The sequence below is a fragment of the Nostoc sp. CCY 9925 genome (genome assembly GCF_963920935.1).
In the GTDB taxonomy this organism is placed as follows: Bacteria; Cyanobacteriota; Cyanobacteriia; order Cyanobacteriales; family Nostocaceae; genus Nostoc.
In genome coordinates, this window is sequence record NZ_CAWUDO010000007.1 from 35,139 (window position 1) to 48,651 (window position 13,513).

The window sequence follows — 13,513 nt, forward strand, 5'->3', positions numbered from 1 at the left end:
CGCTGCGCTAACGGAGAGGCGGAAGTCGGCGCACCCTGCGGGATCTTGCTACAGACTTTCCGCAAAATCCAAAATCTAAAATCCAAAATTGGTATTACCCCCTACGGAGTAGAGCAATACTGGTAGCAGTTCCAATGGCACTGCTAAAAATATCGATTAAACCTTTGACATTGGCAGAAATGCCGTTATAGATTGCCATTCCCCCACCTCCAGCTATCAATACCGCCAAAACTGGTGCAAAGATGCTCAGGAAACATAAAAATGCTACATCAGATGCTAATTCAGCACCAGACTTCACCAGCACGACGGCTGCTAAACCTACTAAAATGTTGTAACCAAGTTGAACGCCAAACAAGGAAATAAACCCTGTCAGCCACGCCCAAATAGGACGACCTTGTAATGGCAGCAAAGATAAACCAACTGCGATCGGTGCAAATAATGCCGTTAGCAACAGAGCAGCTTCCAAAATATTTACAAAGCCCCATTGCAGGGCATACAGGATAAAACGAATGATGGGGATGGCAGTATCTCGAAACACACTACCTGGATCATTGGTAAACTGAACAGCAGTACCAATTTGACCAGGTAAAGTTCTATTCCAGAGAAAACTACCAAAATCTCGTAGTGGTTGGAGTGGAGATTTAGCTTGCTCTTCAGCTTTGGTAACAATTGCCTGTGCCTGGGCTTGCTTTGAGTTCCAGCACTCAACTAACTCTGTACCGACTTTTCCTTGACATTCGCTATAGAGGTTTTCTAGCTGTTGTCTAGCGATACTGCTAATTGCCACATTGGTAATAGCATCTCGAAATGTTAGTTCACCAACTTGAAGCTGAAGAACGCTTTGCACTTGGTTGTAAGCGAAGCCTCGGATAACAGTAATTGTCTTGGCCAGCATATTGCCGTTGGCCCCCAAGAAAATCATAATCACGAAGGGCCAAACAAAGATTGATGCCAGTTCTGACCATGATTGCTTTTCAATGATTTCCTTACCAGTGGTTAGTGCCACAAATAAGATGCTGGCGGCTCCCAAGGTGATGCCCAATTTAATCAAGCCAATCCATAATGCCGAACCGAGCGGATCTAAAGTAACTAGCCAGACGGTATTCCACGACTCAACTGTAGCGCGAGAAAGTTCTAAAGAACTGGAGATAATTTCTAGGGCATCGGATTCTCCGCCTGTTACTGGAAATGATTGAGCAATAATGTGGATCATGAGTGTCGAAAGCGTTAGCGATCGCAGCTAAAATTGACAGGATTTATGGATAAGAAATGAGTTTGCGGAGCGTCCCATAAAGCCTGCGGCATAGCTTTGCTTGGGGCACAGCCTCTCGTAGAGAAGGGAAGACACGAAGAAATGGAAGGTTTTGCGTAAGTGATAATTGATTTACAATGTCTAATTAATTACTTAGAGCTAGTAGATCACGCAATACGGTTCGGTTAAGGTTAAAATTCTTTGTGAAAGTCAAATTTTTTAACGAACCACAGAGGCGCAGAGAAGCCAGTGCGTTGCGGGGGTTCCAAGAGTTGTAGCAACTGGCGCGACACCGAGAGAAGAAAGAAATGCTTAACCCAAGCGTATTGGTACATCACGGCATAAATAAACCAACCATAGCCCTACTCTTAAAACTTTTTTGACTTTTGACTTCCGCCTTACGGTACTAGCTCTAAGATTCCAATTCCTAGCTACTGCTTGTCAGAACCAAGGGTAATGCCACCAGGCATGATCAATAACCCCGCCTGTTGAGTGGCAGCATTACCGGCGGCAACACTCTTACGGCGATCGGCAGTATTGATGGCTGAAAGTTCCTTGGCTGTTTGAGCGGTTAAGGTGTTACTCAATGCCCTGTCAATGCGTGCTTGCTGGGCTTCAATAAGCATCCGCTCGTTGACGCGACTGCTAAGGGCAGTCTGTTGGGATAGGTTTTGCAAAATCTGTTGGGTGACATCTAAACTTTGGGATTCCTCACCCAAGCTGACGCTTTCTTGAGTATCTTGTTGAGTAGCTTGCTTAATTTGAGCCATCTGACTTTGGGCTGTTTGGCTCAAAGTAGCCTGATTAGCGATCTCTGTGGCAACTGTTCTAGTAGCATATTTACCAAGGTCTTCACGGATACCATAAGAGCTTTGACCATTGGTTTTGTTCTCCAAAGTTTCAGACAGCACGGCACCAGGATCGTTGTTGGCTGAACCGTTCATGATTCCTGCCAAAACTTTGTTTAAATCTGGAATTTGAATTGCACCCAAGGCAGAATTGAGCAAATTGCCAAGAGGATTAAATAGGTCATTTTGAGCGAAATTTTTGACATCTCCCACAAAATCACTGATTTGAGATGCTGTGTCTGAGGTGAAAATACTACTACCAGTAGTTTTATTACTAACAGCAGCAGCTACCGGATCTCGACCGTTGTCTTGAGTGCGAGCAAGGGCTGGACTGGCGATAGAACCAAGTTCAAAAATTAAAATCAGTGCTATCAATCTGATAAAGGTAAGTTTAGATTTCATGATTCACCTTCCTTAATGCAGTTTTTAGATATATCAACTTGCAATCAGGCTACTTTCAGCCTGTTGGCCATCGTTATTCTCTTGGCGATCGCCTTCTTGTTGCAGAGATGCTCCGCTTTGGTGGGGCCTGTCCGCAGGACTTACGGTTGGGCGTAGCCAATCGCGCAATGCTGTGGTTTGATGTATCTCTTGACCAATATGCTTAAAGCCTCTGTTTTCCTTCAAAGCCGGAATGTAAGCATCTGTAAACGCTCTCAGTCCTAACAGATTGCCTTTAGCGGTATCTGGATACTGAGCCATCACCCGTTCTCGTGCTTCCCGTTCATCTTGGTTATTGGCAACACTGGCCAACATCATTTCGCCAGGGTAAAAGCGGGTACGCCAGAATCTACCACCTGTTTCTACTAGCCAACAAGAATAAAGGTCGCTGGTACGGGGCAAAAATGCTTCAGTCGCATTTTGACTGATAATATTGAAGGGATAGCCCAGATACTGTTGGAAAGAAGCAATACCGCTACTGGTAATACGTCCGGTAATCCGATAGGTCATGTTCTGCATAATTTGAGCGCCTGTCGAACACTCGCAAATGGTATCCGGGTCTTGGGACATCAGCAGAACAGCAATGCCTTCTTTCCTTCCCGTGGCACAGGTTTCGCCTATAATCTGGGCAAAGCCATCTTTACGTAACAATACGGATAGCTCATCGCCAATAAACAAACTCTGAGGATGGGATAAGGCATTACGGATACAGGCACTATGGGCGTTAATTGCCATCAAGTAAGCATCCTGTTCGTTACTCAATCCACTGAGGGCAAAGAATTTAATCGCCGGTAACGGGGAAAAAGTGCTGGGACGAGCGATCGCTTTCCCCAACCTAGATGCCAGTAAAGCGCTAACCTGATTCTGGATTTGGTTGAGTGCCTGTCGGTCAATCTCTTCAAAGGATCTGAGATTAAGGCGCTCTCTAGTGCAGAACTTAACGAAATCTGGTAGCGTGGGTATCTGCTGCCATTCTGGTGAAAGCCAGCCCATCTCAAAGGCTTGGTTATAGCGAGTAATAATTTCTGCGTCTTTTAAAAATACGTCCAAAGCTTTGACTAGCAAGGCATCAACCCGTTGAGCTAAATGGGGGTTTGTGACTTTACCCATTGCGATCGCTGTTAATGCTTTGCGAATAAAGTCCTTCCAAGATTCCATGCGCCGTTCCCGTTCTGACTTGTCGAACCGCCGCAAATCTGGCGGTTCCAGTAGGTTACTGCTGCCACTGGAAATATCGTAATATGCTCCTTGTTCGCCCAAAAGCTCAATCGCCGTCTTGAAAGTGCTGTTACCACTAGCAGAGATATCCATACCAACAACGGGAATATTGTTCGCTAATGCCTCTAGAGCAAAGCGCCATCCCAAAACGCTCTTTCCTGAGCCGGAAGTACCTGTAATTAGCGCGCGTCCAATCTGTTGGTGAAATAAGTCAACATAAATAGGCTTGCCACCACGACTGGTAAGGAATTCCACACCTTGTTTATCGATGTCCTTGGGGACAGTTAGGGGCATGATTCCAGCTACAGTATGGGTATCTAAAGTTATTCTGCGTTCGCTGAGATTGCCTCCGTGCAGCAACCATTTGCAGGTAATTGGCAGGGTTTGCAGCCAAATTTCCCAAGCAATATTACGCTCTCGAATGACTTTGGCAGTCTCAAAACTGTTAGCTAACAAGTTGCAGGCGTGGGTTAACTCTTGGGCACTGTGACGATAAACTAGAAATACAGGCGCACAGTGCAATGCTTTCGTGCCTTCATAAAGTCGTCGTTGGGCTTCAAAGGATTCCTCCTGTTTGATTTCCGCTCCAACGTCCCGTCCCTGTCCTTTGGTTATGGCTAAAGTGCGGGCTGTTTTGGATTGTTTTGCTTGACGCGCTAGGTTGTCTTGGATGAAGAAGTCATTGCTGCGGCTAATTTCAATCCAAGCTTCTGTATCGTGGACGTAGCTGGAAGCAAGGATTTTCCAGACCCACTTTAGCTGCTCTTGGGCATTAGACCAACCGACGGGGGGATCTGTTACGACCATGACTCCACAAACCTTGCTTTTACCTGTGAGGTAAACTCGGTCATTATCTCCCCGATGTTCGGGACAAGCGGAACGTCCCTGTTGTCCTTCAATCAGTAATGTACAGATGTGTTTATCGGTGGTTAGGGTTTCTGTTAACTCCAGTCCCGTCTCAGTTTCCTTCAGTGTAATGACTTGGGGAATAGGAGGTGCTGCACCCTCATTAAATCGATTCCAAAGCCACTGCCACAAATCTGTAGCATTGCAAGGTGTTACTTCTAAGCCAATTTTGGTATTGAGCAGCAATTCCCACTGAATGAATCCTTGCTGAAACCCTTGCAGTAAAAGCTTTTTGAAAAACTCCTCTTGGTAAATGCGTTTGTTCCCTGTAATCAGTTCAACTGCCCAAGAGCCGAATTTTCTACATTTTTCAATCAGTCCACCTACAAAATCCTTTTGCTGTGAACCAGCTTCATCATCGCTCGTCCAAGTACAGAAGGCAATTTGATTCCAGATTTGCCGAGAACCAGCTTCCTTGAGTTGTTCTACCCGCAATTGCTCGTTGCGAAGCAGCACAGAAACTGGTTTCAAGTGGCAATTGTCTGCTAAGGCAGTAAGCGGGGTTTGGCGTTTATGGGGTACTTCCTTGGTAGAGCCTGTCTGTAGGGGATATGACTCAGTATCATCACTATAACAGCCTGTACAAAAAGTAATTTTTTCACCGGGAGGTAGTTCTTTCAAACCCTCTTCGATAGAGTGGGCAAATTCGCTGACTTCATTTTCATGGAGTATGTCATGCAGTCCAGCAATACGAAACCCAAACACGAGTTGATACTGAGAGTTGCCTTTATCCAATAACAGGGCAGCCACTTCACGATCATCTTTCTTAATTTCTGCAATACAGCAGATGTTTACCTCATTTTGGAAAGGCATGAGCTTACTTTTGCCTCCATATTGATTCGGTACAATCAGTGGCTTGAATCGGATTTGTACTTGCGAGTCTGCGTAACGCCGACGCACCCACCAGGGTCGATATTCGGGAATCGGTGAGATGTAAATGCTGTTACTATTGCACCACTCTGTTCCCGGTGGATTACGCCATCGATCTAAAAACTGATGGGGCTGTTTGCCTGTAAGAATCCACCAGCTGATAATTAGCCAGAATGAGGTGGCAAAGAACCAACCCATACCCAGACTGAGTAAACCATTGGTGAGAACATAGCAAACTACAATGATGGCAATCCAAGGAAGTAGCTGTTCAGCCGGAATTGGCCCAATGCTGGCTTGTTTGCCCAGAATCCGATTTACTTTTATGAATTCTCGATTGTCTTGTGCCATATTTGTATAATTCTCTGGTGCTGCATTAGTAGTCAGTCAACCAAGAAGTGACAAGTGAAGATAAGGGGGAGAATAGGACTTTTCTTCTTGTCATAAACCTCTCAAAGTTGTCTAGATCAACTATGCTCATCCCCCACTGATGAATTCTGACGAATGTTTTCTGACTTCTGAATTCTTATTTAACGGGTATAAAATTCAAGTTGGGTTTAGTTTATGGCTGTTGTTCCTGTGCCATTACCAACAAATATAAAAGTGATGACATCAATGGCAATAACGATGGAGAATGCTAAACCAACTTGAGTAACAATCGGTCGCCAGTCGTTACCTTGCTGTGCTTGGTTATAGGCAAATAGAGAAGCAGCAGCAACCAGCAGCAAGAATGCACCTCGGATGAGGTTGAATGTTAAACCAACAACGTTGGCATCCAAAGTGCTAGTGGAACCGCCTCCGGCTTGGGAACTTTGTTGGGCTAAATTGTTGAAGAAGCTTTCCAACCCGCTTAAGAAAATAGCTTGGGCTGGAGTTGTAAAAGTATCGAGTAAAGCGGTAACAGTGATAATGGCGGCAACAATATGCCAAAAGCGAATTTTTCTACCTAAATACTTTTCTAAAATTGGTACTGTCCGAATTACATACCCAATACTCAAGAAAACAATAGTGGCACATCCCAAAATAGTGACGAATATGGGTTTGGTCGCTAACAAATAAATTCCAATCGCAAGACATAGTAAAATGAAAAATAAGTCTGTGCGGTTGATTTTCAGGTTTCTCAAGTTGGTTGAAAATTTCCGAGATGACAGCAGTTTTAACTGAGAAATGTGAGATTTTGTGTTGTTCATTTTTTTGTTCTCGTTTGTAGAATTAAACTTGCATTTCTGGTTTGCTGGCTTTTCTTTGAGTTTGTTTCTGGCGTTGCCTTGCAGTATTTTTATCAGTCTGGGCTTGGGTAGAGCGAGTTGATTGCTGATTGTCCAGTAGCGTTTCTATCTCACGCAGGGGGATGCTGCACTGCAAAATCTCTGGGGGCTGCCCTGGTACTAAAACGGCATCAAGCACTTGTTCATCGTTACGATTAGGGTTAAATCCTTGAAGTAGCCGTGTATCATTGGGCAGTTTTACTACTTCAAACTCGTACTTGACTTTGCCCTTTTCAGTCCAGGTGAATGTCGGTTCATCGTTGCTGTTAAATCGGTTAGGTAGTTGTTCTTGAAATTTTTGAATTAATGCTTGGGTACTGGCTTTGAGAGCGTATTCTTCTTTCGACTGTGGCAGTTTGCAGATGCCAGTCTTTTCATCAGGACTGAGATTGTCTTGTGCGATCGCCCACTGTCCCTGAGTGCGAGTACCAGCAAAGAGTGTTTCACCTTGGGTATTTTCTAAGGCGATGGCTACCTGCTTGTCCTGTGGCTCTACCCATAAAGTTTTGTTACTGGAAATGGCGATACCTGCTTGGGGTGATTGGTCAAATAACTCACCAGCAACTTTGGCAAACCCCACTAAAGCATCGGCACAGGCAGCTTGTTGTTGCTGTGCTTGGCGTTTCGTTAGATGTTCTAAAATGTCAACATCTGCTGGTGGCTGGTTAGCAGAGTTAGGTTGAACAATATCTGCATCAGTTTCTGACTCGACAACAGTAGAATTATTTTGTGGTGCTGCCATCTGTTTTTCCAATCGGCTAATTACCATTTCTAAACGGTCAAGTCGCTTGGAAAGAACTTTCAAGTAGGCTTCAATTTGGTCAAGCTGTTCGCTGACGCTGGCATCCTTATTTAATTCAAATGGTTGAGATTGGTATTTGGGGTCTAGTTGGGAACCAAGATTATCTACTTTCGAGCCGATTTTGGTAGCAGCTACAGCCAGTGGATTGTCTGCGGCTGATTCTTCAGATACAGTTTGAAAATCTTGAGACTTTTGAGACTCTGGTGAGTCCGGTTTTGCTTCTTGCAAGCGACTGGCTATGTTATCTACGCGGTCATTCTGCTGTTGCAGTTCTTTGAGAATTCGTTCAAGCCGCTTTTCATCAGCCTCGGCTGCTAGCTGTTCCAAAACACCTTGTCCTACCGCAATTCCCAGAGATGCCAGTTGACCGGTTAAGCCTGCCAAATTCACCCCATTCACTTCTCGTCCATTGGTGGCAGCTGTGGCACTTAAACGCGAAGCTTCGTCTAGAGGCTCTCTGGATTTGGAGTTTTTGGCAGCAGTTTTATTGGTCTTAGCTCTGTCCTGAGTTTTAGCTTGTGTTTTAGGTTGGGACTTACTTTGGGTTTTAGTTGAAGTTTTGGCTTGAGTTTTAGTTTGGGCTGCGCTAACACGACTAACAGATGGCTCGTCTTCTTCACCTAAGTCGTCTAGGTCGTCTAGTTTAGTGTTGAAATCATCATTTAATAGATCGTCTAGTTCGTCGTTTGTATCATCTATTTCTTCATTTTCTTCATCTAAATCGAGCAGGTCATCTTCTAATTCATCATCGAGATCGTCTAGTTCTGTTTCAGCAAAACCGCAAATTTCAGCAATGTTAGAAGGGGTGAAGTAGTTTTCATCTTTGCTGGTAATTCCTTCGAGGTTTTTAATCAGGTATTTGCCACTGGTTCTGTGGTTCGGATCATTGGTGAGGTAGAAGCGATAGCCTCTAATCTCGTCATCATCCCCACCTCCTACACAGAGTTCTACTGTGATGGGGGCTTTACCCGATTCCTGGCTGTAGTTTTCTACATAGGCTTTAAAGTCTTCGTGGGACTGGATAGAATCATCCTGAATTGAGGATGCGATCGCTTTATCCAATGTGTTTTCAATATGGCGGAGTTTGCGGCGATCTGTCAGGTTTTCCCATGAGCGATTTTGAGAATTTTGTCTTTGCTTAGGTTTGGTCAGTGTTTTGGTAGCCATAGGTACTCAAAGCTGATTGCCTTAAGAGTTAACCTAACAAGACTTTACCTGGAAACAGCTAGACCAAATGGCGATTTATTGATTGTCCAGTTGGCTAATAGACTCTGGGCATAAGGGGGAATTCTATTACACCTCTCCTATTGCCATAGCGAACTGAGAATGACTAGACTAGTATTATTTATATATAACTAATTTTTTAATCTTTGCAGACCTTTATCCAGAAAAATAGTATCTAAATCAATTTTTTTTCAACTAGCGTAAGTAAATTAATGGAAATTTTTCAGCACTTTAAAAATAATCTTGTTTTAAATTCTGAGCAAATATTACTTAAGGAAGTTAAAGGTCAAAAAATTTCTCCCAGGGATACCGCTCAATTTATCAGTCATTTAAATTTGTTACTCACTTACTTCTGCCGTCACCCACAGAGAATTATTAAAGAAATAGAAAACCTAAAGGAAGATGGTTTAAGAGCGATAATTTCCAATTTACATAAACTTGCTAATGGCAACGAAAAAGTTTGGCATGGCAATATAGGTGAGGCCATCGCTACTGCTTATGTTTTAAGTTGTACAAATTATAGGGTTCCAGTTTTCAAGCTTAGACTCTCTCCTAATAGAAAAATGTCTATGCATGGAGACGATTTATTAGGTTTTGAATTTACTAAAGAGGGCAATCCAAAAGCATTACTTGTCCTGGAAGCAAAAAATTATCAATCTACTCCTAGTCAGGCAGTAAAAAAAGCAACTGAAGACTTACTAGCAGTAAAAAATACTTCCCCGACTCTCTTCGATTTTATTATTAATCAACTCTATGAAAGAAATGACTATAATAAAGCTAGGTTGATAGAAAATTTTCTAAATGAATATAATTATATTTATGTTACTGAATATATTGCTTTTGTAATTACCGAAGAAAAATTTTGGAAAGATACTCATTTTAAAGGAGTATGTAATCATCCTGCAACACCTCTAAAAATCATTCCTTTTTTAATACCTAACTGGAAAATACATCAGGAAAGTCTAGCCCATTACTCTCAGGTCATGGATAGTAATCAGGAGTTAATTACACCTGTAGTTGAGGGAAAAGATGTTATAGAAGAAGTTAACCGTCTTTTAGATAATCTAGTTTTTAAAAATCATCAAAGTCAGCTTGCATCTGCGGCATTATCTTCCGATTTAAAAATTATTGGCAGAGAAAAAATTAAATATGAATTCGAGCAATTCAAGTTAGAGAATGCAGCTAAATATTTAACATATTCGGCTTTTAGAGTGATGCAAGAATTCCCCTCTCAATCTGAAGATATTTTAAAAGAGGCAGCAACCCTATATGAGAGACTGGCAATTTGGAAACTTGAAAATAACAATATAGAGGGGGCAATTAAGCATATAATTGATGGAGCTATTTTATATAGTATTGCAGGATATAATGCTAACGCCAAAGTTTTAATGGAAAAAATTATTAATCGAGAAGATATACCTCTTCATATCGTCCAAGATAATTCTTACATATTTTTAAGTTATTTCATTTCAGGGAAGTTAGCAAAACTACAGGATGCCTTAGCAAAATTTTTCTTTGAATTTAAAAATGATACAGCATCTTCTGTGTCTGCAACAGAAGAAGAATGGATGGAATTAGTTACAGATAAAATTACTATTACTGGCACTTGGTTAATTGCTAGATCATTTGCGAACACACTACAGTTTTTAAGGACAGGAGAAGATTCTCTTTTAGAAAAAATTGAATATTACTTTAAAGCTGCTGCCAATCAGTTCACAATCATTAGTGATTATAGTTCTTATAACTTGGCAAATTCTCTAAGTATTTACTTTAACAAGTTAAGACAAAGCTATACTCAAAAAATAATCGTATCCAATTTAGAAAAAATAGATAATGACTGGAAAATTTACCTACGTTTAATTAGTACACTTGGTAGATTTCCAATGATGACTTTATGGAAATCTCAAAAAAAAGCATTAAGTGAAGGAATACTAGGAGATAAATCATTAATAATATCAATGCCCACAAGCGCAGGTAAAACTAAAACCGTAGAATTAGCTATTTATAAATCACTCAAAGATAACCCCGATAAAATTTGTATTTACGTAGTTCCTTCCAGGGCTTTAGCGTCAGAAGTTGAAGAGAGTCTCTCAAAGAGTTTATCAAAATTAGGTATTGGAGTATCTATTTTGTATGGAGGATATGAATTTAGTCCTTTTGAAGAAGATATTATTCAAGATAATCAAGTATTTGTTCTAACTCCTGAAAAATTAGACCTGATCATTAGAAACAATGAAAAGTTTAAAAATAAACTATCTTTAATAATAATTGATGAAGTACACGATGCTGCTTCTGCTAACAAAAGAAGCTTCCGAACGGAGTTAATTTTTAGTAGATTATTTTATATTGCTGAGAAAAACCAAGTAAGAATTATTTGCTTATCTGCGGTAATAGACAATCCTTCTGATTTTGCTAAATGGATATCCGGTGATGAAAATAATAAAATTGAAATCGAATGGAGACCTACTAACCAAAGATTTGGTTTGTTTGAGTGGCATAGTTTTTCTAAAAATCTACTTAGTGCTAGAGTAAAATATCAGCCTTTGGATAACAAATACCCGTCTGAAGATTTTTATGTTCCATTACGTTTCAAGTGGAATAAGCAAGAATTTAGTGATACCAGAAAAATTGCAGTCGTATCCAAATTAGCAAGTTATTATTCGCAAACTGGGCCTACACTTGTATTTACTACTACAAAAGAACTGGTTGAATCAATATCAGATAAGTTACTAGATTTTAATAATTTATTAAACTCATCCGAAATCAATTCTTTAGCTTTATCAAATCGAGAAAAATTAGCAAGAGCCTGTGAAGCTATCCTTGGTTCTGGTCACAAGTTAGCTAGAGCTATTAGAGCAGGTTTTGGCTATCATCATGGTGAATTACCTCGAAGTGTAAGAAGAATTGTTGAAAATGGTGTAAAAAATAATATTCTTTTACTAATAATATGTACTACAACACTGTCTCAAGGAGTTAATCTCCCTATAAAAAATGTAATTGTTCATTCCTCTCCTTACAATAAGTTATCAACCTCTCAAATCTGTAACGCAATTGGAAGAGCAGGTCGAGCAGGTTTTGAAACTGAAGGTCACATAATTTTTTGTAATTCAGATGATATGCAAAAGTTTTTAAACGAAAATAGAAGGGAAAAAGCCCAAAGTTTTATTTTATCCGGTATGAAAACACTTATTGATTTTAGATTATCTTCTCTTGAAACTGTCGATAATTTTCTTGAAGAATGGGCATTATGTTCTACATCTCAGTTTAGGAAAGAAGGAGGTGATTATAGTGAATGGGGGACAATAAAGAAAAATAATGCAAATAAGAACAAAGAGGAAATTTTATCTACTTTGGATTCTCAATTGTTAGCATGGCTATTTGAAACAGTTATCGATGAAGTTTCAGATGAAGTAATAACTAATATCTTTAATAAAATGTTATTTTCTGTTCAAAATCTTGATACATTCCAGGTAATAGAATGTTTTAAAACAGGAATTAAGAATCGAATAATAGCAGTCAAAAATAAAATAACTGAAATTCCGAAGAGAAAGCTATTTAATACTACAGGATTATCTATTAATAGTAATGAAATTATCAGTGTGTATGCTCAAAAGTTGAGAGATACAATTAATGACTACATGGATATTGAGACATTACCTGTTAATTTTTGGAAGGAAACATTTAATATCTTTCAAACTATCCCTGAGTTATCCGACTTAGGGAAGGATAAAAACAAGGTTAAAATATTATTAGATTGGATACAAGGAAAAACTTATAAAGAAATAGCAGACACCTATTTCGACAGCAATATTGAAAAAGCTGTAAAAAGAATTGAGAGTATGGTTTATACTCTACCTTGGGGCCTGAATTCACTAATTCAACATTTAAGGTTTTACTTGGGCGATAATAATTTACCCCCAATTTTTATAAATCTAGTATCTTTTGCTTCTAATGGTGTATCGAATCTTGCTGCTGTCTATGCTATTAACTTAGGGATACATGATAGAGAAATTGCTATTTTAATAGGTGAAGCATACCGTACTGACAATAAAACTCTGGAGTTCAAACTTTTTAAAGAATGGATACTGGAATTAAATTTAGAACAATGGAATAGCTTTTTCATCGAAAAAAATATTGATGATTACAGGATTTTGGATTGTTTCAATAAAGTACAATCTAAACAAACATCACTTATTAATCAAAAAGAAATATTAGAATTTTCTGTTGTTGGCAATCAATTTACTAATAGTATAAAGTTTGACAAATTAATTATTGTTAAATATGAAAATGAATTTTATTTAAGCACGTATGACTATGAAGAAAATTGGAAATTAATGGGGGAAAATATTGAAAGGCTGACCGAATTAGATAGGCAAATGAATGATTTAGTAGTTGATAACATTAATCAGGAAAGGGAAATTGTTACTATTAGGATATACTAATTATCAGACCTGAATTTTGACCGTTGTCCGCACAATGGGATTAGATGAACGGAAGGAAGTTATGGAAATTGTGATCATTTGGTAACAGGAAGGTGCAGAAGCCGAACGAATAAAAGTCATTTCGGGGCTTTTGAAGTTACGATTTGGTAATTAATTTAGATGCTGATTTAAAAGGCATTATTCCTGCTTTGTTACAGTTGTCATCGGATGAATATATAGATTCACTCTTGCAGGCTGACCGTAAG

6 protein-coding genes are annotated in these 13,513 nt (G+C 39.9%); 1 reads left to right on the top strand and 5 read right to left on the bottom strand.

Annotated features, from left to right (window positions below; all coding sequences use genetic code 11):
- Window positions 1-94 precede the first annotated feature (94 nt).
- The 5 genes from ACM0OY_RS05730 to ACM0OY_RS05750 form a co-directional block, all read right to left on the bottom strand.
- Complete coding sequence (locus ACM0OY_RS05730) at window positions 95-1,213, bottom strand: hypothetical protein (RefSeq protein WP_414567924.1); 1,119 nt, start codon at window positions 1,211-1,213, stop codon at window positions 95-97.
- Between the two features lie 470 nt (window positions 1,214-1,683).
- Window positions 1,684-2,502: a hypothetical protein gene (locus ACM0OY_RS05735; RefSeq protein ID WP_414567925.1), complete on the bottom strand. Its 819-nt coding sequence runs from the start codon at window positions 2,500-2,502 to the stop codon at window positions 1,684-1,686.
- 33 nt (window positions 2,503-2,535) lie between these two features.
- On the bottom strand, window positions 2,536-5,883 hold the full coding sequence (locus ACM0OY_RS05740) for a hypothetical protein (RefSeq protein WP_414567926.1): 3,348 nt from the start codon (window positions 5,881-5,883) through the stop codon (window positions 2,536-2,538).
- A gap of 206 nt (window positions 5,884-6,089) precedes the next feature.
- A complete protein-coding gene (locus tag ACM0OY_RS05745; protein ID WP_414567927.1) occupies window positions 6,090-6,722 on the bottom strand; it encodes a hypothetical protein in 633 nt (210 codons plus the stop codon).
- Between the two features lie 22 nt (window positions 6,723-6,744).
- Window positions 6,745-8,769, bottom strand: coding sequence for a hypothetical protein (locus ACM0OY_RS05750; protein WP_414567928.1), 2,025 nt, complete (start codon window positions 8,767-8,769; stop codon window positions 6,745-6,747).
- Between the two features lie 269 nt (window positions 8,770-9,038).
- On the opposite strand from ACM0OY_RS05750, the gene ACM0OY_RS05755 reads away from it, so the two are divergent.
- Window positions 9,039-13,268, top strand: coding sequence for a Hachiman antiphage defense system protein HamA (locus ACM0OY_RS05755; RefSeq protein ID WP_414567929.1), 4,230 nt, complete (start codon window positions 9,039-9,041; stop codon window positions 13,266-13,268).
- Window positions 13,269-13,513: the final 245 nt, after the last annotated feature.

Excerpts from the sequence above, each read along its gene's own strand:
- ACM0OY_RS05730 (WP_414567924.1), bottom strand. The coding sequence starts at position 1,213 with ATGATCCACATTATTGCTCAATCATTTCCAGTAACAGGCGGAGAATCC.
- ACM0OY_RS05735 (WP_414567925.1), bottom strand. The coding sequence starts at position 2,502 with ATGAAATCTAAACTTACCTTTATCAGATTGATAGCACTGATTTTAATT.
- ACM0OY_RS05740 (WP_414567926.1), bottom strand. The coding sequence starts at position 5,883 with ATGGCACAAGACAATCGAGAATTCATAAAAGTAAATCGGATTCTGGGC.
- ACM0OY_RS05745 (WP_414567927.1), bottom strand. The coding sequence starts at position 6,722 with ATGAACAACACAAAATCTCACATTTCTCAGTTAAAACTGCTGTCATCT.
- ACM0OY_RS05750 (WP_414567928.1), bottom strand. The coding sequence starts at position 8,769 with ATGGCTACCAAAACACTGACCAAACCTAAGCAAAGACAAAATTCTCAA.
- ACM0OY_RS05755 (WP_414567929.1), top strand. The coding sequence starts at position 9,039 with ATGGAAATTTTTCAGCACTTTAAAAATAATCTTGTTTTAAATTCTGAG.